General features: G+C 27.1%; 20 protein-coding genes. 2 read left to right on the forward strand and 18 right to left on the reverse strand.

Features of this window, described 5'->3' with window-relative positions:
• Positions 1-226: 226 nt before the first annotated feature.
• The 18 genes from CSGHG_RS17125 to CSGHG_RS22185 form a co-directional block, all read right to left on the reverse strand.
• A complete protein-coding gene (locus CSGHG_RS17125) occupies positions 227-3,130 on the reverse strand; it encodes an insulinase family protein (protein ID WP_010298195.1) in 2,904 nt (967 codons plus the stop codon).
• A gap of 256 nt (positions 3,131-3,386) precedes the next feature.
• Positions 3,387-5,111 carry a diguanylate cyclase gene (locus CSGHG_RS17130; RefSeq protein WP_026022425.1) on the reverse strand — a complete coding sequence of 575 codons (1,725 nt, stop codon included), beginning with the start codon at positions 5,109-5,111 and terminating at the stop codon, positions 3,387-3,389.
• Positions 5,093-8,806: an AAA family ATPase gene (locus tag CSGHG_RS17135; protein ID WP_026022426.1), complete on the reverse strand. Its 3,714-nt coding sequence runs from the start codon at positions 8,804-8,806 to the stop codon at positions 5,093-5,095. Before CSGHG_RS17135 ends, CSGHG_RS17130 begins: the two co-directional genes overlap by 19 nt.
• Positions 8,807-9,018: 212 nt before the next feature.
• Positions 9,019-9,885, reverse strand: a complete 867-nt coding sequence (locus tag CSGHG_RS17140; protein WP_010298198.1) for a methionyl aminopeptidase — start codon at positions 9,883-9,885, stop codon at positions 9,019-9,021.
• A 693-nt stretch (positions 9,886-10,578) separates the two neighbouring features.
• Positions 10,579-11,223 (reverse strand): amidase domain-containing protein, encoded by a 645-nt coding sequence (locus CSGHG_RS17145; protein WP_010298200.1) that lies wholly within the window; start codon positions 11,221-11,223, stop codon positions 10,579-10,581.
• A gap of 203 nt (positions 11,224-11,426) precedes the next feature.
• Positions 11,427-12,377, reverse strand: a complete 951-nt coding sequence (locus CSGHG_RS17150) for an acetyl-CoA carboxylase carboxyltransferase subunit alpha (RefSeq protein WP_010298203.1) — start codon at positions 12,375-12,377, stop codon at positions 11,427-11,429.
• Positions 12,378-12,404: 27 nt separating this feature from the next.
• The gene (gene accD / locus CSGHG_RS17155; protein WP_010298207.1) at positions 12,405-13,283 is read right to left on the reverse strand and encodes an acetyl-CoA carboxylase, carboxyltransferase subunit beta; all 879 of its coding nucleotides are present in this window, start codon (positions 13,281-13,283) and stop codon (positions 12,405-12,407) included.
• A 15-nt stretch (positions 13,284-13,298) separates the two neighbouring features.
• Positions 13,299-14,648 carry an acetyl-CoA carboxylase biotin carboxylase subunit gene (locus tag CSGHG_RS17160; protein ID WP_010298208.1) on the reverse strand — a complete coding sequence of 450 codons (1,350 nt, stop codon included), beginning with the start codon at positions 14,646-14,648 and terminating at the stop codon, positions 13,299-13,301.
• A 19-nt stretch (positions 14,649-14,667) separates the two neighbouring features.
• Complete coding sequence (gene fabZ / locus CSGHG_RS17165; protein ID WP_010298210.1) at positions 14,668-15,102, reverse strand: 3-hydroxyacyl-ACP dehydratase FabZ; 435 nt, start codon at positions 15,100-15,102, stop codon at positions 14,668-14,670.
• 10 nt (positions 15,103-15,112) lie between these two features.
• Positions 15,113-15,580: an acetyl-CoA carboxylase biotin carboxyl carrier protein gene (gene accB, locus CSGHG_RS17170; protein ID WP_010298211.1), complete on the reverse strand. Its 468-nt coding sequence runs from the start codon at positions 15,578-15,580 to the stop codon at positions 15,113-15,115.
• A 3-nt stretch (positions 15,581-15,583) separates the two neighbouring features.
• Positions 15,584-16,822 carry a beta-ketoacyl-ACP synthase II gene (gene fabF, locus CSGHG_RS17175; RefSeq protein ID WP_010298214.1) on the reverse strand — a complete coding sequence of 413 codons (1,239 nt, stop codon included), beginning with the start codon at positions 16,820-16,822 and terminating at the stop codon, positions 15,584-15,586.
• A gap of 41 nt (positions 16,823-16,863) precedes the next feature.
• On the reverse strand, positions 16,864-17,601 hold the full coding sequence (fabG, locus tag CSGHG_RS17180; protein ID WP_042316948.1) for a 3-oxoacyl-[acyl-carrier-protein] reductase: 738 nt from the start codon (positions 17,599-17,601) through the stop codon (positions 16,864-16,866).
• A gap of 16 nt (positions 17,602-17,617) precedes the next feature.
• Complete coding sequence (fabD, locus tag CSGHG_RS17185; RefSeq protein WP_010298219.1) at positions 17,618-18,547, reverse strand: ACP S-malonyltransferase; 930 nt, start codon at positions 18,545-18,547, stop codon at positions 17,618-17,620.
• Positions 18,548-18,558: 11 nt separating this feature from the next.
• Positions 18,559-19,482, reverse strand: a complete 924-nt coding sequence (gene fabK / locus CSGHG_RS17190; RefSeq protein WP_010298221.1) for an enoyl-[acyl-carrier-protein] reductase FabK — start codon at positions 19,480-19,482, stop codon at positions 18,559-18,561.
• Between the two features lie 213 nt (positions 19,483-19,695).
• A complete protein-coding gene (acpP, locus tag CSGHG_RS17195; protein ID WP_010298224.1) occupies positions 19,696-19,926 on the reverse strand; it encodes an acyl carrier protein in 231 nt (76 codons plus the stop codon).
• 22 nt (positions 19,927-19,948) lie between these two features.
• Complete coding sequence (locus CSGHG_RS17200) at positions 19,949-20,923, reverse strand: beta-ketoacyl-ACP synthase III (protein WP_042316950.1); 975 nt, start codon at positions 20,921-20,923, stop codon at positions 19,949-19,951.
• A gap of 16 nt (positions 20,924-20,939) precedes the next feature.
• A complete protein-coding gene (locus CSGHG_RS17205) occupies positions 20,940-21,398 on the reverse strand; it encodes a MarR family winged helix-turn-helix transcriptional regulator (RefSeq protein ID WP_010298229.1) in 459 nt (152 codons plus the stop codon).
• Between the two features lie 161 nt (positions 21,399-21,559).
• On the reverse strand, positions 21,560-22,660 hold the full coding sequence (locus CSGHG_RS22185) for a M23 family metallopeptidase (RefSeq protein WP_010298233.1): 1,101 nt from the start codon (positions 22,658-22,660) through the stop codon (positions 21,560-21,562).
• Positions 22,661-22,978: 318 nt separating this feature from the next.
• Here CSGHG_RS22185 and CSGHG_RS17215 point away from each other — a divergent pair, with 318 nt between their 5' ends.
• Positions 22,979-23,956 (forward strand): DnaD domain protein, encoded by a 978-nt coding sequence (locus CSGHG_RS17215; protein ID WP_010298236.1) that lies wholly within the window; start codon positions 22,979-22,981, stop codon positions 23,954-23,956.
• Positions 23,949-24,926 (forward strand): ATP-binding protein, encoded by a 978-nt coding sequence (locus tag CSGHG_RS17220; RefSeq protein WP_010298239.1) that lies wholly within the window; start codon positions 23,949-23,951, stop codon positions 24,924-24,926. Before CSGHG_RS17215 ends, CSGHG_RS17220 begins: the two co-directional genes overlap by 8 nt.
• Positions 24,927-25,330: the final 404 nt, after the last annotated feature.

The following is a 25,330-nucleotide window of genomic DNA, read 5'->3' on the forward strand; positions in this document are numbered from 1 at the left end:
AAATTAATATTTTATCAATAACTAACAGATTATTTTAGTTAAAAGTTAAGAGTAAATAGTGGACAGTTGTGGTTCTTAACTAACTATATTTGTACTTATTTTTCTCAACTGATAACAAAAATTTGATGTATAAATTTAAGTTGGAGCTTGTTTCCCTATAAGTACCTATTTTTTTTAAAAAACATACCACTTTTTAATATAAAGTGGTATGTTTGTATAATTTAAATTAAAATACTGTTACTAAATTATTGAATATATTCTTGTTTTCTTTTATCTTTTTATCATTTCCAAGGATTGTATAAAAATCTTTGGATACTACCGCTTTAACAAGGTCTGAATGTTTTCTCATATCTTCTTCAGTGGCATTTAAAACTTCTTCTCTTTCCTTTCTTAAATCCTCTAAAGTTATATGTCTTATATACATACTCACAGCTTTTTCACCTTTCATAGATGGTGTCAATGGTGAATCTAGCTCACTTATTGTTCCTATTATATATTTTGTCATCTCTCTTTCTGAAGTAGAGAAAGTTTCAATATATTTAACTATTTCATCGTAAGCTTTTAATGTTTCAGCTAAGTTTGGATCTCTATAAGATACAAATACCATATTCCCACTTCTTACAAGACTTGTCATGGCACCATAAGCTCCGCCTTGAACTCTTATTTTATTCCATAAATAATCTAATTTCATTATAGTCTTTAAAACTAATAATTTTCCACTATATTCGTATCCTAAATCTTTAAAGTTATATCCTTTAGCAACGTATTGCACATTAGAAGGTGTTAATAATCCTTCATTTTTTTGTTCAACTTTAAAATCATACACTTGTTTTTCATATTTATTATTATTTATATTATCAGTTAATATGTTAATATTAGCTTTAAGTTTTTCAAGTTCTTCTTTTTCCCCTGTTACAGAAACCATTAAGTTTTCTTTATTAAATACTCTATTTTTTATATCTTCTAATTTTGCTACAACATTATTTATTTCACTATCAAAGTTTTCTTCTAAGTGTTGTATAAATTTATAGAATTCTAGTCCTGAAACACTTTCTATATATTTTGATGCTGGAGAATAATAAGAATTAAGCCTTAATGCTGCTACTTGATGTCCTCTTTCAATTATAGACATTTCAATTCTTGATTTTAATTGTTGAACAACTTCTTTTATTCTTTTTACATTTTTAAAATTAGTGTTGTTATACATCTCTGATAATAATTCTAATTGATTTGGAACTTTTTCCAAAATAGCTTTAGAATATCCTACAACATATGGATAGTATTTATTTGTATCTAAACTATCACCAAAAACTTCACTTCTAAAATATATTCCACCAGTGTTTATAAGAACTTCATTAGATAAATCTACATAACTCTTCTTATCTGTATCTAATTTTCCTATAAGTGATGTTAATAAGCTTAGATAACAAATATCTTCCTTTAGCACTGAAGTAGAGTCAAAGAAAACATTAATATATGCTATTTTGCTTGTAAATGTCTCGTGCCACAAGATTTTTATATCTTTTTCACATTCTTCTTTTACAGATAAATCTTCTACATTTTTATCTATATCATCTAATGATAAAAGCGGAATTGTCTCTAACGCTTCTTTAGAATCTGGTGTGTTTTGACGTAATATTAAAGTTTTTGTTTCTTCTATAATTTCTTCAAGTTGTTCATTACTTAAACTTTCTTTATAGGCTTTTAATTTTTCTTTTACTTTTTGGTCTCTTTCTTCTGCTAAACCTTTTTTAGGTTTTAATACTAAAAGAGATGTATGGTTATTGTTTAATAAATATTTTTCTATTAGACTTTCAAAATAATTAGTTGATAATCCTTCTTTCATTTTTTCTATCATTCCATCATACTGTAAATGTATTAATGGATCTTTTCCATATAACCAACTATCCATAAGACTTATATAATAGAATAAACCTTTAGGAAATCCTTGAAAATCTGCTTCTCTTAATCTAAATTCCGTAATATTTATACAAGCCTCTATAAGCTTTTTATCTATTCCATTTTTAACTAAATCTCTTAATGTTTCATCTACAACTTTTTCAAACTCTTCTTTTTTGCCTTCCTCAGAGTTTTTAACTATTATACTAAACACTGGTTGAAGTATACTAGTATCTAAACTACCATAAACATCTTTTCCTATATTATTATCTATTAGCGCTTTTTTAAGTGGTGCACCTTGAGTTTCTAAAAGTAAATATTCAAGTGTATCTAACGCTAAATGTACTTCTTCATCATAGCCTTTTCCTGTAACAAAATTTAAGGCCATAAATGTTTTTTCTTTTTCACTATCTTCCTCTGATATTGGATACTCATCTACCACATATTTTCTATCACCTAACGGTTTTTGCTCTTTTATTTCTGAATCTATTTGTTTATATTCAAAATTAGATAAATATTCTTTGTCTATAAAGTTTAAATACTTATCTATATCTAAATCTCCATATAAAAATATATAACTATTAGATGGATGATAATATCTTGAGTGGAAATTCAAAAATCCTTCTTGTGTTAAATCTGGTATAAATTCCGGGTCTCCACCAGATTCTACTCCATAAGTTGTATCTTCAAATAATGTTTCTTGTATTTTTCTCATTAAAACTCCATCTGGTGATGAGAATGCACCCTTCATTTCATTATAAACTACACCTTTATAATTTAAATCATCTTCTTTATTTTCAAGCTCATAATGCCAACCTTCTTGCATTAATATTTCAGGATTTGCATATATATTAGGATAAAAAACTGCATCTAAATATACATCCATTAGATTCATAAAATCCTTATCATTTTTACTTGCAAGAGGATATATTGTTTTATCTGCAAAGGTCATTGCATTTAAAAATGTATTCAATGATCCTTTTATTAATTCTACAAAAGGCTCTTTTGTGGGAAATTTTCTAGAACCACATAAAACACTATGTTCAATTATATGAGCCACCCCTGTATTATCTTCTGGTGGAGTTCTAAATCCTATTGTAAATACCTTATTGGTATCATCATTACCCAAATATAATAATTTAGCCTTTGTTTTTTCATGCTCAAATACTTTTGCTAAAGAATTAATTTCTTTAACTTCTACTTCTTTTAAAAGCTTGAATCCATTATTCATTAAAATTCCTCCTAAATTTATCTTTATCCTTTAGCCATAATTAATATTTAAAAATAACTTTTAATATTTAAATATAATAAAAGCATCATTATTTTAACTATAGGTCTATTTTGATATAAATACGCTTATTTGTATGTTTTGCTTTACTAAAAATTAATATTCATTAAAATAATTATACTATTAAAAAAAGATTGATTCCATAATTTAACTACAAATCAATCTTATCATACTATAGTTGTATTCCTTTAAAATAAAACTACAATCTTGGTATCATTATCTTTCCTACCATAGATAAAATGTTAGCATCTTCTATTCCAAATTCCTTTGTACTAGAATATGCACAAAGATATAAAATTCCGATTACTACACCCTTTTGAATTATAGGTGTCATAATTACAGACTTAAAATCTGTGCTAAGAGAATTATCTTCAAGTTTGCTTAAATCCTCAATTTCTATTGTAGTATTTGTCTTTTTTTCTTTAATAACATCTAAAATTAAATCCTTATCATATTTTTTTAATGTAAACCAAGTAGCTTCTCCTGGTTTTCTTGTGTATATATGCTCAACATCAGTACCATTTATAATAAATAAGGATGCACTTTTACATTCTATCATTTTCATGATACTACCAAGACAAAGATATATTATTTCATCTTTATTTTTGTTTTCTCCAACTATTTCTATTATATCAAGCATAGTGGATGCAATTCTAATATCCTTGTTTATATTTCCAGATACTATTCCAGTTATTTTATTAGTAGAGTTTAAGTTTCCTCTATAGCTCTCATCCCATATAACAGATTTATTTCGCCCTGTATTCTTTGCTGCATATAAAGCTTGATCTGCTTTTTCAATTAAATCTTCATATTCAGTTGCATGCTCTGGATAGTTAGCTATTCCAATACTTATAGTCACATCACGTCTTCCACTAAGCAAGTCTCTTTCTTTTACGCTAGTTCTAATTCTTTCTGAAATACCAAAGGCTTCTTCACTACTTGTCTCAGGTAAAACAATTATGAACTCTTCACCACCATATCGACCACATATATCACTTTCTCTTATATTTAACATAGCTGTTTTGCATATCTCTTTTAATATGTTGTCACCGGTTCTATGTCCAAAGTCATCATTAACTCCTTTAAAAAAATCAACATCAAACATAAGTATAGAAAAACTTGAACTACATTCACTACAAGAATCTAGTTGCAATGTAATTGCTTTTTCTAAATATTTTCTTGTCATGCTTCCTGTAACTTTATCTAAAGAAGAACTTACTTCTGATAAATATTTTTCTATTAAAACCCCTAATACTTTAGATAAATTTAAACATGTTTCTAAAGATTCATTATTTATTTTATTTAGTATTTGATCTGACTCTAAATATATATAGCCTTTTATATTGTCTACATAGTGCATGGTACATTTTCTATTATTATTTTCTAAATTACTATCCATGATTATAGGAACACACATAATTCCTTTTATTTGTGATGTAGATACTTTACAGTTATCTAGTTCTAAATACTCCATATAATTTTCATTTAAAATAAATTCCTTTTTAGTATCTCTCACTGTATTTATTATATTTAAATCCTTTGGCAATTTTGTGACATTTGATGTGCTTTCAAGTATATTAAATCCATTTTCATCTTCCACAATAACCATAGCTTTATTAGATATAGTTATATAACTTAAATATTTTAAAATTAATTTTATATTATTCATACTATCGGATGTGAAATTTTTAAATAACTCACTAGTACTTCTTATATTTAAGTTGTATAAATTAGCATTAACATCTTTTAAAGATATAGATAATAGCTCTCCTCTTATTATTTCTTCATTCAATACATCTTTAAATAAGCTTTCCATTTCTTGATTATTATTTAATTGTAACTTATATTCATTTAAATTTAATTCCTGTTTTTCTTTTTTGTAATAATCTAATAACGCTCTAAACTTTATAAAAGCTGTTTCCATTTTATTACTAATAAAAAACCTAACCTTAACTCTTTAGGCATTTGAAGAATTAAATCTATAATTGATCCACAAGCCTCAAAATAATATATAATAGCATAATTGTACTGACCACTTTCTAAAAACTTATCACCTATACAAATTAATAATATCCATAAAAGAAAATTTTCTTCCTGCTCCTTAAAATCACTTAACATAAAATTTAAGCTTTCTATATTCGGATTTTCTAAAAGTATATGATTTAAAAATCTTAATGTCCTATTATTCCTCTTGAAATCTATTTCTAATTCATATTCATTAGCTAATTGTAAAACTAATATTGCTTTTTCATATTCCTTTTTTAAATAGAAATTTATTACAGAATTTAATACAATTAATATTATATTATCTTTATTAACTATATCCTCTATCATTTCTTCTAATATAATTAAGTATTTATCTATATCTTTTTCTGCATTTTCTTCCAATTCATATACTATTTCGCACACTTTAGCTAACTTTGTTAAAGACACACCTGTATTTTTCGACGATTTTTTTGCAATATTCAGAAAACTTTTAGCCTTTTCTTTTTCACCGCATAAGCAATGTAGATTATAAGCTAATATATAAAACTGACCTTTATCTCTATTATCAACATCTGGTCCATCAGCATAATTTTTCACCAAAGAATAGTACCTATAAGCCTCACTATATTTACCAAATTTATAGGAGATACTTCCTAAATACATATAGCAATAATGTTCAAATCTTTTTTGTTTTTCTGCTTCTTTTAATTCCTTTTTACGTAAATTTTCTATGGCCTTCATAAATGTATTGTAAGCTTCTTCATATTCATCTAAACTGTATTGAACAAAACCTATATTTACAAGTCCAAGAACACCACAACTTTCAATGTTATTATCCACTTCAATTTTATAAACCATTTCATAATATTCCATGGCTTTATCCATTTCTTCATAAAAATCACTATATATAAGCCCTATATTATTCATGATTCTTACTTTTGCTAAAGGATATTTATCTGTACATAACTCTAAATTTTCAATCAATATAGGTAATGCTTCCTGTGGCTTATTTTTAACTATAAGTATGGCGGTTATCATATTACAAAATTTAAATCTATAATCTAAATATTTGTTTTTACATAATTCCATACCTTTTAATCCAATGTCATAACTTTTATCATACTGACCCATTGACATATACATTTCTGCTTTTATGTGCATGTATGCTATATTGCCGTTTTCATACTCTATATCTTTTAAAAGTTTTTCTATTTTTAACATATATTTTTCTATTTCATTAAAATCTTTATCATTTAACAAAATTGACACTATAAGTATCATTGAATCTACTGTTATTTTTGTATAATCTTTCATAGCTCCAATTTTACTTGCCTTATTAAAGCATTCCAGTGCCTTTTCCATATCACATTCTTCTTTGTAGAGTATTCCTATTTCAATTAAAATTTTCAAGATTTCTTCATCAAATTCATGCTCTTTATATGAATTTAAAATTTTAAAGTAATTACTTATGGCATCCTTTTTATTATTTACTTCTAACATTCTTTGTGCATTCTTAATACAATAATATTTTAAAGACTCTTTATCATTAGATTTTTCAAGATGATATATAATCTCTTCTAAATATTCTAGGCTTCCATCAAAATAATATTTTTCAAGAACCTTATATGCCATTTTATGTTTTTCTACTTTTTCATCATCATCTATATCATCATAAAGATATAACTTTAAAAATTTATTATAAAAATCATATACAAAACCTCTGTCTTCAATTTTTCTACATAAAACTCCCATATCAATTAACAATGCTAATTTATCTGATAGTATACTTATATCTATATTAAGCATTTTTAATATAAGTTCTTTATTAATAGCCTTATTAAATATAGACATAATCGTTAATATATCCTTTGATATTTTATCAAATTCATCTATTTGGTCTTTTACTGTATCATACATTGTTGCTGGAAGTTTAAGATGTTTTAACTCATATTTGTTATACCATTTTCCACTATCATCATTTATATAAATATATTTTCTAAAAAATATATTTTTTAAAACTTCTTCTATAAATAATGGATTGCCATGGGTATTGTTATATATAATCTGCGTAAAAGCATTTGAAACATATCTTTTACATAAAACATTACTAATCATTTCATCAGTTTCAATTTCATTAAAATCACTAAGCCTTATTTTTAAACCATTTTGTATATTTGCTTTTATCTTATTTAAAAAATCAATAAATTTTTTATTCTTTTTGCATTCTCCATCACAATAGCTAAATATTATTAAAACATTATTTTCTTTATTATATTTATTTAAACTATATATAAAAAAATTAAGTGTTTGTTCATCTTCATAATGTAAATTATCTATAATTATAATAGCTGGTTTATCTCTAGTAACTTCACAAATAAACTTAATAACTTCATTTATTACTTTTACTTTATCTTTCTTTTTTAAATCATTTTCAGTAATTTCAATATTATATTTACTTGTGAAATTTGGTATGAAAATATTAAGAATATCTCCATACTTTAAAATTAAATCTTCACTTGCATTACTAGCTATATTCTTTAATATATATAACAAAGCATTGCTTTTTTTAGTTGTATATAAATTGCTATACACTGTAAAATTTTTTAGATTTAATATATATTCTAAATGCTTTAAAAATCTTGTTTTACCTACTCCTGACTCTCCATGTACGGCAACAATTTTATCTATTCTTTCATACTTATTCATAGATTCACAAAGCTTTACTATTTTCTCTACTTGTTCACTACGTCCTACAAGTCTAGTATTAAAATTTAGTTTTTCTAATAATTCTTTTTTATAAGGCTTAAAATTTTTATTATATACCTTGTTTATTTCTAAAATAACATCTGTTATATTGTTATATCTATTTCTTTTATCAAGTTGTATCATATTTTTTATTATATTGTATATATCTTCATCTATATTTTTTTGTAAATATAAATTGTTACTATAACTGCCATCTATATTTTTAACTATAATCTCTAAATTTTTACTATTTATTTCAACTTTCTTACTCTTTAAACATAACATTAATAAAATTATGCCTAATGAATATACTTGTACACTTAATGTATCCTCGTCATTATCCTTTTTACATAGATTAAAAATCTCTCTATTTTCCTGTTCTTCATTAAATTCATATTTAGTAAGTTCTGCAGATAGCATATCTTTAAAAACTATTATATCGTCCTCTTCATTATAATAAATACTATCATCATTTAAAGAGTTATAAATACATCCTTGAACATCTAAATAGTTTAACATTTGACATAACTTCACAAAAACATCTAAAACTTTTTCTTTATTCTCAAATTTTATGCTACAAAGTTTTTTACTGTTCTTTAAAAATGCACTAGCATAATAATAATTTTTATTTGAAACAATTTTATTATCTATAGTATTTACTAGTCCAAATTCATAAACAGGAATAAGTCCAACCTTATTTAAACTTCCTAAACTAGAACAAGACTCTATGCAAAAGGAAATAAACTGTTCAGGTATGTTTTTCGAGTTTAGAATATTTATTATTACATCTCTTTTATTGTTTTGTAAATCAATAGCTTTATACGAAGAATATAATCTGCCTTGCTTTAACTGTTCAATTATTTTATATTTATTATTTAATATTTCCACTCCAACCCTCACCTCGTTACTAGGTATACAAGAATATAGTTACAACTTATCTTCCAATTGAAATAGTTATAAATTACCAACATAAAAATAACTAGTTAATATATTTTATTCCATATATATTTTAAATAAAATAAATTATATAAAATTTTAAATGGCTCTATATCAACTAGTTAATTGCTTCTAGATTTTTATTAGATTTTTATTTTATATTTTTATGTTAAAATTTCGAATCCATCCTCTGTCACTCTTATAGTGTGTTCCCATTGAGAAGAAAGCTTTCCATCTTTAGTTAACGCTGTCCACTCATCTTCTAATATTACTGTTTCTGGAACACCTAAGTTAATCATTGGCTCAATAGTAAATGTCATATTTGGAAGTAATATCATTCCTTCTCCTTTTTCACCTACATGAGCTACAAAAGGCTCTTCATGGAACTCTCTACCTATTCCATGACCACCAAATTCATATACTACAGAATATCCATGAGCTTTTGCATGTTGCTCAACAGCATATCCAATATCACCTACAGTTGCAAAAGGTTTTACTTGTTGCATACCTATTTCTAAACATTCTTTTGAAACTTTAACTAAATTTTTAGCTTCTTCTGATGCTTCTCCAATTATAAACATTCTGCTAGCATCACCATAATATCCGTCGACAATACAAGTAACATCTACATTTACTATATCTCCATCTTTTAATATAGTATTTTCATCTGGTATTCCGTGACATACTACTTCATTTATTGATACACAAGTACTTTTAGGATAACCATAATATCCAAGCGGTGCAGGATATCCATTATGCTCTACAGTATATTCGTGCACCCATGTATTTATCTCTTCTGTACTAACCCCAACTTTTATTTTTTCCGCAACCATATCTAAAACATCATGAGTAAGCTTGCAAGCTTTTCTTATTCCTTCTATTTCTTCATCAGTTTTTATTAATTCTCTTGGTATTTGATACCCTACTTGCTGTTCTATTTTTTGAAGTTCCATATCTTTTTCCATATGACATTTTTTATACTTCTTTCCACTTCCGCACCAACATAAATCATTTCTATTAATTTTATTCATATCTTTTCCTCCTAAGTATTTAAATAGCTTATATCTCTATAATCATATCCAAAGTTAATTAGTAATTAACTTAAAATAAAAAATATCTACATACACTATATTTTATTACTATTTTTAAATATGTATATGTAATAATATGTTAAATCTGAAATTATGTATATATAGAAATACAGGCTTAAGATTAAATTTATTTATCAAATTTTCTTATCAGTTAATAAAAAATAAGTTATTAACTATTAGAATAGTATTACTCTTAAACTTTATTAACCTTCTACTTTTATAAGTTATCACTATTCTTAATTGAAATCAAAATTTTAATGCATAAGTTAAACTTCTACCTTAATATAGGGTTTCAAATTAAATTTTAAGCTTATTCATTTATTAAATGAGGAAACTCAAACTAATATTTTATCAATAACTAATAGATTATTTTAGTTAAAAGTTAATAGTTGTAGTAATTATTACTCACTATGTTCCTAATAATACTAAACATACTTTTAGGAAAAGCTTTCATTGTTTTAGGTTTTATTTATATTTTTTCTTAACTGATAACAACAAGTATAACTGTAGTAAGTTAAATGTAATAAATAAAGCTAAAAATCCGTTCCTTATAAAAAACAAAAGTTAGGATATACCTAACTTTTAAATTATCCTTAATATTATTATACAATAAATTTCAATAAAATGGTAATTTTATATATGATATATATATATTATTCTTTTATCTTTATCTTGTAGTAACTTTAAATATTCATATAATGACACATTTTTTCTATTTATACTGTGTTGTGCTACAAATAAATCATTATGCTCTAAGTTTATATTAAATTCTTTAGCATGAATAATTTGTGTATGATATGGATAGTTATTATTTTTTATATCCCCATATTGTATAACGTCACCAATATCTAGCATATTATATATTTCATTAAAATTACTTAATGCATAATCTACAGTGATTTCTTTAAATATTAAAGCTTTATTATTTCCAACTCCATTTTCGTTGCCCCAATACTTTCTAAAATATCTAGCACTTCTCCAGGTTAATGATATTTTTTTTAATTGTTTTTCATCTCTCGTGTAGCAAAACCACTCCTTATAAGAATCATAACTTTGTCCAACCATATCAATTCCGCCAGCTTTTAGAGCTTGACAAACAAAATTCGCACAATCATTTTCTTTAAATATTGGATACTCACTTATATTAGGACTTTCTGCATATGCCTCTGCATAATTTTTAGCTGCTTCTCTATTATATCTTCTATACATGGATTGGTTTTTCTTTTCTTTAAGTAGCAGTTTTTTTCTTACATTTGATATAACTTTTTTTATTTTCACTACTACCACCAACTTAATCATATTTTTAATTATAAAAAATTTTAAATACATTTTTTACAACAAATTCATTTATATTACATACTATATTATATACATAAATTCTATAATTGTTTTAAGTAAAATAATTTTTTAAAAATTTATTTAAAAAATGACAAATAAAACACTATTTTAGTTTTATTTGTCATTTGAAATTAAAATATACTTTATTCAATTACATTTCCTATCTTTCTAAATTTAAAATACCTTTGTTTTAAAAGCATATCTATAGGTTCTCTTTTCAATCTACTAATGGCTTCTTGTAAATTTTTATTTATATTTTCACACATACTTTCTAAATCATTATGTGCTCCACCTAGAGGTTCCTTTATAATTCTATCAATTACTTCAAGCTTTAATAAATCTTTAGATGTTATTTTCATATCTTCTGCTGCCTGTTTTGCTTTATTGCTATCTTTATATAAAATACTTGCAAACCCTTCTGGAGAAAGTATTGAATATATTGAGTTTTCAAGCATCCAAACTTCATCTGCCACTGCTAGTGCCAATGCTCCTCCACTTCCGCCTTCACCTATTACAATAGATATTATTGGAGTTTTCAATTTAGACATTTCAAATAAATTTCTGGCAATAGCTTCTCCTTGTCCTCGTTCTTCAGCTTCAATACCACAAAATGCTCCTGGAGTATCTACAAGACATATTACCGGTCTTTTAAATTTTTCAGCCTGTTTCATAAGCCTTAAAGCTTTTCTATAACCTTCAGCCTTTGGCATTCCAAAATTTCTTAATATATTTTCTTTTGTATTTTTACCTTTTTGATGAGCTATTACAGTAACAGGTATATTATTAAATTTAGCTATACCTCCTACAATGCTAGCATCATCACCATAAAATCTATCACCATGAAACTCTATAAAATCTTGAAATATATTATTTATATAATCTAATGCTGTTGGTCTTTCTATTTTTCGTGCTATTAAAACCCTATCCCAAGCAGTCATATTTGTATATTTCTCTTTAGCCATTTTATAGAGTACAATTTCTAATTCCTTAATTTCTTTACTAAAATCTATACCAGTTTCTAAGGATCGTTTTTTTAAATCATTAATATTTAACTTAATTTCTTTTAATTTTTTTTCAAATTCTAATAAGGCCATGTTACATCACTCCATTTTAATGTACCATTAAACATGATAACTTAAAATATTTCCAAGAACCTTTTTTAAGTTCTTTCTATCTATTATTTTATCTATAAATCCTTTTTTTAATAAAAACTCTGCCTTTTGAAAATCCTCTGGTAGTTTTTCATTAATTGTTTGTTCTATTACTCTTCTTCCTGCAAAACCAATTAGTGTATTAGGTTCTGAAATTATAATATCTCCAAGCATTGCAAAACTTGCTGTGACCCCTCCAGTTGTTGGATCTGTTAAAACTGATATATATAAATTTCCATCCTCACTATGCCTTGCAAGTGCTGCAGATGTTTTTGCCATTTGCATTAGTGAAACTATTCCTTCTTGCATTCTAGCACCACCAGATGCAGTAAAAATTATTACTGGCCTTTTATACTCTGTAGCCCATTCTACAGCCCTAGTTATTTTTTCTCCAACTACAGAACCCATACTTCCCATTAGAAATCTACTATCCATAACAGCTATTACTGTTTCATATCCATGTATATTACCAACACCAGTAATTACTGCTTCATTTAAATTAGTAGCTTTTTTATTTTTTTCTATTTTTTCTTCATACCCTTTAAAATTAAGTGGATTTTTTGTTTCCATTTTTTCATCAAACTCTACAAAAGTCCCCTCATCTATAATTTGATTAATTCGCTCTTTACTTCCTATTCTAAAGTGTTTATTACAATTCTCACATACTCTAAAATTCTTTTCTAAGTCTTCCTTATATAAAAGCTTACCGCATTTTTCACACTTTACCCATAACCCATTAGGTATATTAGGTTTTGATGTATTTTCAACTTTATTAACAATATCTTTTTCTCCAGTTTTTACTCTAGCATATCTTTGTTTCTTTTTAAAAAGTTTATTTATTTCAAACATACTCTAATCACCTCACTAAGAGCGATAACCTAGCTGCTCGGATATGAATTTTGTATCAAAATTACCTTCCTTAAATTTTTTGTTATTTAAAATTTCTAATAAAAAATCTACATTGGTTTCAACACCATCTATAAGCAATTCATCTAATGCTCTTTCCATCTTCTTTATAGCTTCATCTCTGTCTTTTCCATAAGATATGATTTTTGCTATCATAGAATCATAAGTTGGTGGTATTTCATAACCAGCATAAATAGCTGTATCCACTCTTATTCCTAATCCACCAGGTAAATTTAAATATTTTATTTCTCCTGGGCAAGGTATAAAGTTTTTACTTGGTATTTCTGCGTTTATCCTACATTCTATTGAATGACCTTTTAAAATTATATCTTCTTGTAAAAAATCAAGTCTTTCTCCACTTGCTATTTTAATTTGCTCTTTTATTAGGTCTATTCCTGTTATCATTTCTGTTATTGCATGTTCAACCTGTATTCTAGTATTCATTTCCATAAAATAAAAATTATTATTATTATCTAAAAGAAATTCTATTGTTCCAGCGTTTTTATAATTAATAAACTTTGCCGCTTTAACAGCTACCTCACCCATTTTTTCTCTTAAATCTTCTCTTATAATTGGTCCTGGCGCTTCTTCTATTACCTTTTGATTTCTTCTTTGTATAGAGCAATCTCTCTCTCCTAGGTATACAGTATTTCCATAATTATCTGCTAAAATTTGTACCTCTATATGTCTTGGATTTTCTATGAATCTTTCCATGTATATGCTTCCATCACCAAAAGATATTTCTGCTTCTGTTTTAGCAGTTTCAAAAGCTGAAACCAAATCTTTCTCATCGTATACTATTCTTATTCCTCTTCCACCACCGCCAGCAGAAGCTTTTACCATTATAGGGTATCCTATTTCCCTGGAAATTTTTAACGCTTCTTGTGAGTCTTTTATTATTCCTTCTGAGCCTGGAACAATTGGTATATTGGCCTCTTGCATTATTTCTCTAGCCTTTGATTTATTACCCATATTTTCTATATTTTCATAGCTAGGTCCTATAAAAGTTATATTACATTGCTCACACATCTTTGCAAATTTACTGTTTTCAGATAAAAAACCAAAACCAGGATGTATGGCTTCTGCTCCTGTTAATACAGTTGCACTTAATATATTTTTTTCATTTAAATAACTATCTTTAGCTTTAGCTGGTCCTATACATACTGCCTCATCTGCTAATTGAACATGTAATGCATCTTTATCTAATGTGGAATAAATTGCTACAGTTTTTATACCAAGCTCTTTACATGCCCTTATAATTCTGACTGCAATTTCCCCTCTATTAGCTATTAATATTTTCTTAAACATATTATCAAGCCCTTTCCTATTAGCCTATAGCAAAAGATAACTCTGCCTGACAAGCTACCTTTCCATCAACAGTAGCAGTTGCTTTACCTATACCAATAGGACCTTTCATACTTATTATTTCTACTTCTAGTTTTAAAACATCACCAGGTATAACCATTTTCTTAAACCTAGCTTTTTTTATACCTCCAAAGTATGCAATTTTACCTTTAAAATCTTCACAAGATAATAATGCTACTGCCCCTACTTGTGCTAGTGCCTCTATAATTAAAACTCCTGGCATTACAGGTTTTTTAGGGAAGTGACCTTGAAAAAAATATTCATTCATTGTCACATTTTTAGTTCCTATAGCCTTTTTTCCTTCTTCTAGTTCATCTATTTTATCTATAAGTAAAAATGGATATCTATGAGGTATTATTTCTTGAATTTCTTCTATAGTTAAACTTGTTTTTTCCATAAATTTCTCCTTAACACGCCTCTATTTTAATTAAGCATTGTCCATATTGAACCATTTCTTCATCTTTTACATTTATTTCAGAAACTATTCCATCAACATCACTTTCTATTTCATTCATTATTTTCATAGCTTCTATTATGCATACTACGTCACCTTTTTTTACTCTAGATCCAACCTTTACAAAGTTTTCTTCATTTGGAGATGGTGAACCATAAAACATACCTACCATTGGAGATAATATTTCTTTTATATTTTTATCTTCTACTATCTCTACTATTTCTTCTTTAGGTTCATATGATACTAATTTCTCACTACATTTTTTTGTTTCAATTTTTTCTTCATCATATTTAGTAGATACACTTTCCATATTAAGCTCTTTAGAGAGTTTAATTTTTGTTCCGTTTTCTTCATATTCAAATAAATTTATATTAGACTCACTTATTGTTTTTATAAGTTCTTTTAAGTCATTAATTTTCATAATTTAACCCTCCCATTTTTTAAATAAAAGTGTAGCATTATGACCGCCAAATCCTAATGAATTACTAAGAGCATAATTAACCTTAGCACTTCTACCAACATTAGGTATATAATCTAAATCACATTCCTCATCTGGAACTTTAAGTCCAATTGTCGGTGTTAAAAAATCAGCCTGTAATGATTTAATACATGATATTGCCTCTATAGCTCCTGCTGCACCTAATAAATGTCCTGTCATTGATTTAGTTGAACTTACTGGAATTTTATACGCATATTCACCAAATAAAGCTTTTATAGCATTTGTTTCAGATTTATCATTATAATAAGTGCTTGTTCCATGGGCATTTATATATGAAATTTCATTTAACTCAATACCTGCTTCATCTATTGCCATTTTCATTGCTCTTAAAATTTCTCTAGTATCTGGTGCTGGTTGAGTTATATGATATGCATCACAAGTTGCTCCATACCCAACTACTTCACCATATATTTTTGCACCTCTTTTTAATGCATGTTCTAATTCTTCAAGAATTAAAATTCCTGCACCTTCACCCATTACAAATCCATTTCTTTCTTTGTCAAAAGGAATAGATGCTCTTTTTGGGTCTTTACTTTTACTCAAAGCAGTAAGTGAACTAAATCCAGCAATAGCGATATCAACTATTGGTGCTTCTGCTCCTCCAGCTATTATAACGTCTGCTCTATTAGACTTTATTGCTTCAAAAGCTTCACCTATACAGTTTGTTCCTGTTGCACAAGCAGTAACAATAGATGTACATATTCCCTTAGCACCATATTTTATTGCAATTTGTCCTGCAGCTATATTTCCTATTATCATAGGGATCATAAATGGTGATACTCTATTAGGACCTTTTTCAAGCATTTTATTATGTTCTGATACTGTTGTTTCAAGACCACCTATACCAGAACCTACAATTACACCCATTCTATCCTTGTTTGTATTTTCAAGGTCAAAATTGGCATCATTCATAGCTTCCATTGTAGCTACCATTGCATATTGACAATATTTATCCAATTTTCTACCGTCTTTTTTAGTCATATAATCCTCTATGTTAAAGTTTTTAAGTTCTCCTGCCACTACAGCCTTAAAATCTGTTGCATCAAACCTAGTTATATTGTCAATCCCACAAACTCCATTTTTTGCACCATTCCAAAAATCTTCTACAGTGTTTCCTATTGGTGTTAATGCTCCCATTCCTGTTACTGCCACACGTCTATTCATTGTAAATAAACCTCCTAATTCGTTATAAGTAACTTTTTAAATTACATTACCATACCGCCATCTACGTTTATTGTTTGACCAGTTATATAATTTGCCTCTTCTGATGCTAAAAATCCAACAACATTAGCTACATCCTCACTAGATCCAAACTTTTTTAATGGTATTTGATTTATAACATTTTCCTTTATTTTCTCATTTAGAACCTTTGTCATGTCTGTTTCTATAAACCCTGGTGCTATAGCATTTACAGTTATTCCTCTGCTACCAACTTCTCGTGCTATAGATTTTGTAAAACCTATAACTCCTGCTTTTGATGCGCTATAGTTAGACTGACCTGCATTACCTGCGATTCCTACTACAGAACTTATATTTATTACTTTTCCATATCTTTGTTTCATCATAATAGGAATAGCTTGTTTGGTTGCATTAAATGTACCTTTTAAATTTATACTAATAACAGAATCAAAGTCTTCTTCTTTCATTCTCATAATTAAATTATCTTTAGTTATTCCTGCATTATTTACTAATACATCTACAGATCCAAAAGTTTCTTTGCAAAGTAATATAAGTTCTTTTGCATCATCCATTGTTGATACATCACCTTTTATTGCTTCACACTTAACACCTAAGGTTTTTACTTCTTCTAAAAGTTCTTTTGCTTTTTCGTCATTACTTCTATAATTAAAAACTATGTTATAGCCTAACTTTGCAAGCTTTAATACTATACTTTTTCCTATTCCTCTTGAAGCTCCTGTTACTACTGCATTTTTTTCATTCATATATAGCACCCCTTTTTTATGTCCTTAAAAATTCAAGAGCTTTATTTAAAGACTCCACATCCTCTATGTTTAATGTTTTTAATTTTCTATCTATTTTTTTCACAAATGAACTTAGAGTCTTTCCTGGCCCTATCTCTATAAAAATTTCAATTCCATCATCTATCATTTTTCTAATAGATTGTTCCCATTTTACTGAACTAACAACTTGTCTTTTTAAATTTTCTTTAAATCCTTTATTTATGTAATCCCCTGTAACATTTGTTATTATTTTTGTATTACCTTCATATGTTTCTATACTCTCCAATGCTTTTTCTAAATTGTCCCCAGCATTTTTTAACATAGAAGTATGAAATGGTGCACTAACTTGTAATTTTATAACTCGCTTTGCGCCAACTTCTTTAGCTAAATCACAGGCTTTTTCTAAAGCTTCATTTTCTCCACCTATAACAATTTGTCCTGGACAATTAAAGTTAGCTACTTCAATAATTCCAAAATCCTTTGCTTTTTCACATACAGATATTACAGTTTCCTTATCAAGGCCTATTACTGCAGCCATTCCACCCATACCAACAGGCACTGCTTCTTGCATAAACCTTCCTCTTTTTTTAACAAGTTTTATTGCATCCTCAAACTTTAATACACCACTACATACAAGGGCAGAATATTCACCAAGGCTTAAACCTGCAACTACATCTGGTTTTATTCCTTCCTTTTTCAATAATTGTAATAATGCAATACTTACCGTTAACAAAGCCGGCTGTGTATATTCTGTTATATCTAATTTATTTTCTTTATCTTCAAAACAAAGTTCACATATATTAGTAGACAGTTCTTTGTTAGCTATTTCAAAAATTTCTTTGCTTTCATTAAAGTTTTCATAAACTTCTTTACCCATACCTACGTATTGTGAACCCTGTCCTGGAAACAAAAAGGCTATTTTCTTCATAAAGCTACTCCTTAAAGATTCAATAGTTTATCACACTGAGCTGTTATTTCCTCAATGATTTCTTTACAATTTTGCTTCTTTTTTACTAGACCTGCAATTTGCCCTGCCATAACAGACCCCATATCAATGTCACCTTCTATAACAGCCTTTTGCAATGCACCTTTACCTAAAACTTCTAACTCTTCAAGTGAACATTTATCTTTTTCCATTATGGTGTATTTTCTTGATAATTTATTTTTTAATACTCTAACTGGATGACCTGTGCTCCTTGCAGTCACTACTGTATCGATATCTTTTGATTTTATTACTTTATCTTTATAATTTTCATGAACAGTACATTCATCTGCAATTAAAAATCTAGTTCCTATTTGTACCCCACTAGCTCCTAACATTTTTACTGCAGCCATGCCTCTACCGTCACCAATTCCGCCTGCTGCTATAACAGGTATATTTACACTATCAACTATTTGTGGAACTAGGGACATTGTAGTAATTTCCCCTATATGACCACCGGCTTCACATCCTTCTGCAATTACAGCATCTACATTACATTTTTCCATTCTTTTTGCTAATCCTACAGATGCAACTACAGGCATAACTTTTATGTTGTTTTCTTTCCACATATCAACATATTTTCCTGGATTACCCGCTCCTGTTGTAACAACAGCTACTTTTTCTTCGCACACTAACTTTGCAATATCTTCTGCATATGGACTTAGTAGCATTATATTTACCCCAAAAGGCTTATCTGTTAATTTTTTAGTTTGTCTAATTTGTTCTCTAACATATTCAACCGGTGCATTACCAGCTGCTATTATTCCTAGCCCACCTGCATTTGATACTGCTGAAGCTAAAGAACTATCTGCTATCCAGGCCATTCCACCTTGAATTATTGGATACTTTATTTTTAGTAATTCACAAATACGCCAGCTCATATAATTCCTCCTATAAATTAAAGGGAAAAGTCATAGAGTTCCAACTTCATTTTAAAATTATTATTTTTAGAACTTGGATACACCAATAATGATGCATATCAGTAAGCACTTAACTTCATCGCCTTATTTAGCATGAATATATTTTTAGCTTACTTAATAATTGTAATTGGATAATATATCTCTATCTATTTTCCCTTAGCAACCTAAAAAATATTATTTTATTTTTTCTTCAATATAAGACACAAGTCCTTGAACGTTTGCTATTCCTTCTAATTCTTCATTAGGAATTTCTATGTTAAACTCATCTTCTAAAGCTATAACTATTTCAAATAATTCTAAAGAATCTAATCCTAACTCTTCATTAAATGTTGATTGAAGTTTTATCTCACTCTCATCTATACTAACTTGCTCTGCAACAACCTTTTTAATTTTTTCAAATACCATTTTAAAATCCTCCTAAAGTAATTTATTTTTTCCAATTTATAAGTGCACTTCCATAAGTAAGTCCTCCACCAAATCCAATAAGAACAAGCTTCATACCTTCTTTTAAAAGTCCATTTTTATTTAACTCATCTAACGCTATAGGAATACTTGCCGCTGATGTGTTTCCATACTGGCTCATATTCATATAAAATTTTTCTTTATCATATCCTTTGGCCTTAATTACAGCCTCTATAATTCTACTATTTGCTTGATGTGGAATAACATAATCAATGTCATCAAAAGTTAAGTTGTTTTCATCCAATATTCTTTCTATGCTATTTTCAATAACTCTAACAGCAAACCTAAATATTTCTTTACCATTCATTGATATGTTGCTTGAAAATTCTTCTTTATGTGGAACATAAATATTTTTTAATTCTAAACCATCACAAGTTAAACAATCTGATTTTTCTCCAACACTTACACATTCAATTGATTTAATACAGTCTTCTTTACTTCTAGATAAAATTGCTGCCCCAGCTCCATCACCAAATAAAACACAAATGCTTCTGTCTTGCCAATCAAGTATTTTAGATAATACTTCTCCACCTATAATCAAGGCATTGTTATATGCTTTGCTATTTATAAATTGACTAGCAATATTAAGCCCATAAACAAATCCACTACATGCAGCAGATATATCAAATGCCATTGCATTTGATGCACCAATTGCACTTTGAACTAAACAAGCTGTAGCTGGAGTTACTTTATCTGGTGTTATAGTGGCAACTATTATAATGTCTATATCTTTTCCATTTAAATCTGCATCCTTTAAGGCTTTTTTAGCAGCTTCAATACATAATTGAGAGTTGCTCTCACCAGTAGAAATATATCTTTGTTTTATACCAGTTCTACTGTATATCCATTGATCACTTGTATCTAAAAATGTTGATAACATATCATTTGTTACAACATTACTAGGTACAGACCTACCTGTGCCTACAATTTTAACTTTCATAACAATGCCTCCAATTTTAAAGGTCTTTATACTTTTCTTTAAAAAACTTATTAACTTTATCAAGAGATGAGATTAATAAAAGTTCTTCTTCTTTTGTTAACCCCTCAATTGTTGAACCTATCATATCTGTATGAAATTTTTGATGAATTCTATAAACTAATTTTCCTTTGTTAGTTAATGATATTTTTACAGACCTTCTATCTTTTTCACATCTAATTCTATTTACATATTCTTTTTTTACTAGCTTGTTTATTGCTGTAGTAAGTGTTCCAACTGTTATTTTTAATTCCTGAGCCACTTCACTCATAGTCTTTTCATCATACATACCTATAGCATCAATTGTATGAATTTCTGTTATAGATAAGTCATTTATTGGACCATTAGATAGAGACTTCTCTTCTATTTTTAATATATCATTAAAAATCTCTACTAAAATTTCATTTAACTTATGTGTATTCCTTGATGGCGAACTCATTTTTCCACATCCTTTAATTTATTTAAAATTTTAAATACTTTTATAATCAAATATTTTGATAATCAAAGTATAATTTAGATTTAATCCCTTGTCAATAGTTTTATTATATATATATATATATACCAATATATTTACATAAAATAAATATATTGGTATATATTTTATTCACTAAAGCTTAATGGATCTACAGCACTTCCATTAATTTTCACTTCAAAATGCAGATGAGGGCCCGTACTATCTCCTGTGCTACCAACTGTAGCTACTTGATTACCCTTTTCCACCTTATCTCCATTTTTAACTGTAAGGGTATCACAGTGAGCATATACTGTTTCTAAGTTATTACCGTGTTCTAGTATTACAACATTTCCATAACCATTCATAACACCTGAAAACTTAACAGTTCCACTAAAAGCTGCTTTTATAGGTGTACCTGTATCTGCTGCTATATCTAATCCTTTATGAACAGTTCCCCATCTTTCACCAAAATAAGAACTAATTACTCCCATCGTTGGAACATATAAGCTTTTATTTGCAAAGATAGGCTGTGCCCCTATAGCATTCTTCGTTGAAACAATAGCTGTTTCATCTTTATTTTCTACTTTAGATTCATTCTTTTCTTCCAATTCTTTACTAACATTAACTTCAACCTTAGTTTCACCTCTTGAAATTGTATTAACAAAAGTTTCAGTAGTTCCAGTAAATGATATTAATTTTTCCCCTTCATTATTAGCACTTATTATATTATCTGCTATATTTGCCTCATCTTTTAATTGATTTTTTAAACATTCACATTCTTTATATTGTATATTATTGTTTAACTGTATGTTTTTCAAATTATTCATTTTACTTTTAGATATATATTGATTCTTAACTATTTCTATAGCCTTATCACCAATATCTTTACTTTTAACATAAGCTATTACTTTGTCATCACAAATCATTTGATAACTAGATACCTTTAAAGAATTTTTTAATGATTTTTCTATCTCTTCTCTAGACATATCTTTTTTAGTACTAAAAGGTTCTTTTTTTAATTTAAGGTTATTTTTTATTTCTAAATTTTTATTTTTTGCCTCATTATACTCTATATTCCATACTTTTTTTATTAAATTTTCATCACTTGTAACTGCAATTATTTTGTTATTATCGTATAGCACATACTTACTAGTTAATTTGCTAATAAAGAATGTAAGTGTTAAACTAGTTGTTAAAGCTACTGTAAGAATAACGATTATTATAGTATATTTATGAAATTTTCTCAAAATATACCTCCTTTCCATTAGCATATTATTCCCTATTTAATTAAATTTAAACATGGCTATAATCATTGGAAATAATTATTAATTTTTTTTAGCTTTATGTGGTATACTAATATGGTCAAATACACCTTATTTAAAATTTAATAAGGTTAAGATATAATTATATAATGAAGGAATAAGTTTATATTTCTATATTTTTAACTAAAATAAGTAATATAACATTGAAAAACTACTTGGGAATTATAAATTAAAAAATTATTTTATATTCCTATATAAGATTTAAAATTAAATAACTAGAACATTTTAAAGTGAGGGATATACATGAGTACTTTCATGTTTAAAAACAAAAATTTAGGATATACTCCTGTAAGCAATGTTTTTATAGATAAATATATGACTAATGCACGTGGAGAATATGTAAAAGTATATCTTCTTGGATTAAAATATTGTATAAGTGGTGAGCTAGGTGCTAATTCAGCAATTATAGCTAGTACATTATCACTTCTTGAAAGTGATATACTTAATGCTTGGAACTATTGGAGTGAAGTAGGCGTTGTAAAAATGTATGCCATTGATAATATGGGAAATTACACTATAGAGTTCCTTGATTTAACAGAAAATATGAGTCCACCTGTTCAAAATGTTGATATATTAAAAGAACTAGATAACTCTTCTATTAAAGACATGTTACAAGATATTGAGAAATTAATAGGAAGAACTCTATCGCCAAAAGAAATAGAATGCTATTTAAGTTGGCAAAAGGACTTTAACTTTTCTCCAGAGCTTATACTTTTACTAATTCAATACTGTGTTTCTAAAGGTAAGGTTGACTATAGGTATTTTGAAAAAATAGCAATGGCTTGGCATGATCAAAAGATATCAACTATTGATGAAGCTCAAAGCTTTATAAAAAGACATGAAGATAAATGGATTAGTATAAGAAAAATCCTTAAATATTTAGGCGTTAATTCTCCTGATGTTATGAAACCACAGGAAGATATGATTTCAAAATGGATTCATACTTATAAATTTTCTAATGAAATTATTTATAAAGCTTGTGATATTTGCTTCGAACGACTTAATAGGGCGGATTTTAAATATATTGATGGAATAATTAATAGTTGGTTTAAATCCGGAATATCTACTCTTGAAGATATTGAGAAAAAGGATAAGAAAAAGCTTAATTATAAACCTATAGTGAAATCTTCTAATAAAGATACTTTTAATAATTTTGAACAACGAAATTATGATTTCGATAAATTAGAAAAAGATTTGTTAGGATGGTATGATAATGAATAAAACTTTTCATTCACAAGTTATGAAAATGTATGAAACGGTAAGAAAAAATGAAGAGCTTAAATTAGAAAAGAGAAAAATGGAGATACAAAAAGCTCTTCCTCAAGTTATAGATATTGAAAATGAAATAGGAAAACTTTCAGTAAAATTATCACTTATAGCAATAAAACCAATGGATGATAAAGATGCTGCCATTAATAGTATAAAAAATAAAATGATTGATTTAAAAATGAAAAAATCAGAGCTTTTAGTTTCTAATGGCTATCCTATGGATTATTTATCACTTATATATAAATGTGATAAATGTAAAGATACTGGATATATCTACACTAAAAAATGTGATTGCTATAAAAGGTACCTTGTAAAGGTTGGTTATGAAAATTCTGATTTAAAGCACTTACTTGATAAGCATAGCTTTAAAAATTTCGATATAAATTACTTTTCAAAGGATTTTTACCAAGGTAATTTAAGTCCTAGAGCTAATATGGAAAGAATATATAAAAGTTCTATTATATACGTGGAAGATTTTAAAAATCATAATGAGAACTTACTATTCTATGGTAATCCAGGAACAGGTAAAACTTTTCTTTCTCATTGCATAGCTAAAGATTTAATAGATGCTGGACACTTTGTTATATATAGAACTTCTGATGATCTTATATCAAACTTAAAAGATGCTAAGTTTAATAATAATATAGGATTATATGAAAGCTTAGTAGATTGTGATTTATTGATTATAGATGACTTAGGAACAGAGCAACTTTCAGATTTTAGTAAAAAAGAGCTTTTTAATCTTTTAAATACTAAACTCTTAAAAGATAAAAAAATGATTATTTCTACTAACTATGCATTAGATGAACTTTCATCTATATATTCTGAAAGATTTACATCTAGACTATTTGGCAATTTTACACTAAAAAAATTTTTTGGTGATGATTTAAGATTAAAAGTAGCACGCTCAAAAAGGCGCTAATATAAAAAACTATCTTTAAGTTTAAAGATAGTTTTTTTGTTATATAAGAAGATATACTTATATTAATCATCAATTCTTTCTTGTTAATTAAACATAAAAAATAAAAAGCTCAACTTTTTCAAGCTGAGCTTTTCATACAAAAGGAAAATTTCTTTTAAAGGATAAACGACTATAACCAACTTTGTCTACCTATATGTTACCACGTTTTCAAAGTATTGTGAATTTTGTTTTTTGAATAGTTACTACTTGCTCTATAGGTTTTCTTAATATGTTTAATGCAACCTTTGACTTCTTATATGCATTAATGATTTAATATATAAAAAAGGAAGGCCGAATATGACCTTCCTGAATATTAATATTTAAAAAATAAAAAAACCTTGAACTTAGTTCAAGGTTTTAGTTGG

This window comes from Clostridium senegalense JC122, assembly GCF_000285575.1.
Taxonomy (GTDB): domain Bacteria; phylum Bacillota; class Clostridia; order Clostridiales; family Clostridiaceae; genus Clostridium_J; species Clostridium_J senegalense.

What these genes read in the sequence shown, in the direction of transcription:
- CSGHG_RS17125 (WP_010298195.1), bottom strand. Translation starts at nt 3,130, where the DNA reads ATGAATAATGGATTCAAGCTTTTAAAAGAAGTAGAAGTTAAAGAAATT.
- CSGHG_RS17130 (WP_026022425.1), bottom strand. Translation starts at nt 5,111, where the DNA reads ATGGAAACAGCTTTTATAAAGTTTAGAGCGTTATTAGATTATTACAAA.
- CSGHG_RS17140 (WP_010298198.1), bottom strand. Translation starts at nt 9,885, where the DNA reads ATGAATAAAATTAATAGAAATGATTTATGTTGGTGCGGAAGTGGAAAG.
- CSGHG_RS17150 (WP_010298203.1), bottom strand. Translation starts at nt 12,377, where the DNA reads ATGGCCTTATTAGAATTTGAAAAAAAATTAAAAGAAATTAAGTTAAAT.
- accD (WP_010298207.1), bottom strand. Translation starts at nt 13,283, where the DNA reads ATGTTTGAAATAAATAAACTTTTTAAAAAGAAACAAAGATATGCTAGA.
- CSGHG_RS17160 (WP_010298208.1), bottom strand. Translation starts at nt 14,648, where the DNA reads ATGTTTAAGAAAATATTAATAGCTAATAGAGGGGAAATTGCAGTCAGA.
- fabZ (WP_010298210.1), bottom strand. Translation starts at nt 15,102, where the DNA reads ATGGAAAAAACAAGTTTAACTATAGAAGAAATTCAAGAAATAATACCT.
- accB (WP_010298211.1), bottom strand. Translation starts at nt 15,580, where the DNA reads ATGAAAATTAATGACTTAAAAGAACTTATAAAAACAATAAGTGAGTCT.
- fabF (WP_010298214.1), bottom strand. Translation starts at nt 16,822, where the DNA reads ATGAATAGACGTGTGGCAGTAACAGGAATGGGAGCATTAACACCAATA.
- fabG (WP_042316948.1), bottom strand. Translation starts at nt 17,601, where the DNA reads ATGAATGAAAAAAATGCAGTAGTAACAGGAGCTTCAAGAGGAATAGGA.
- fabD (WP_010298219.1), bottom strand. Translation starts at nt 18,547, where the DNA reads ATGAAGAAAATAGCCTTTTTGTTTCCAGGACAGGGTTCACAATACGTA.
- fabK (WP_010298221.1), bottom strand. Translation starts at nt 19,482, where the DNA reads ATGAGCTGGCGTATTTGTGAATTACTAAAAATAAAGTATCCAATAATT.
- acpP (WP_010298224.1), bottom strand. Translation starts at nt 19,926, where the DNA reads ATGGTATTTGAAAAAATTAAAAAGGTTGTTGCAGAGCAAGTTAGTATA.
- CSGHG_RS17200 (WP_042316950.1), bottom strand. Translation starts at nt 20,923, where the DNA reads ATGAAAGTTAAAATTGTAGGCACAGGTAGGTCTGTACCTAGTAATGTT.
- CSGHG_RS17205 (WP_010298229.1), bottom strand. Translation starts at nt 21,398, where the DNA reads ATGAGTTCGCCATCAAGGAATACACATAAGTTAAATGAAATTTTAGTA.
- CSGHG_RS17215 (WP_010298236.1), top strand. Translation starts at nt 22,979, where the DNA reads ATGAGTACTTTCATGTTTAAAAACAAAAATTTAGGATATACTCCTGTA.
- CSGHG_RS17220 (WP_010298239.1), top strand. Translation starts at nt 23,949, where the DNA reads ATGAATAAAACTTTTCATTCACAAGTTATGAAAATGTATGAAACGGTA.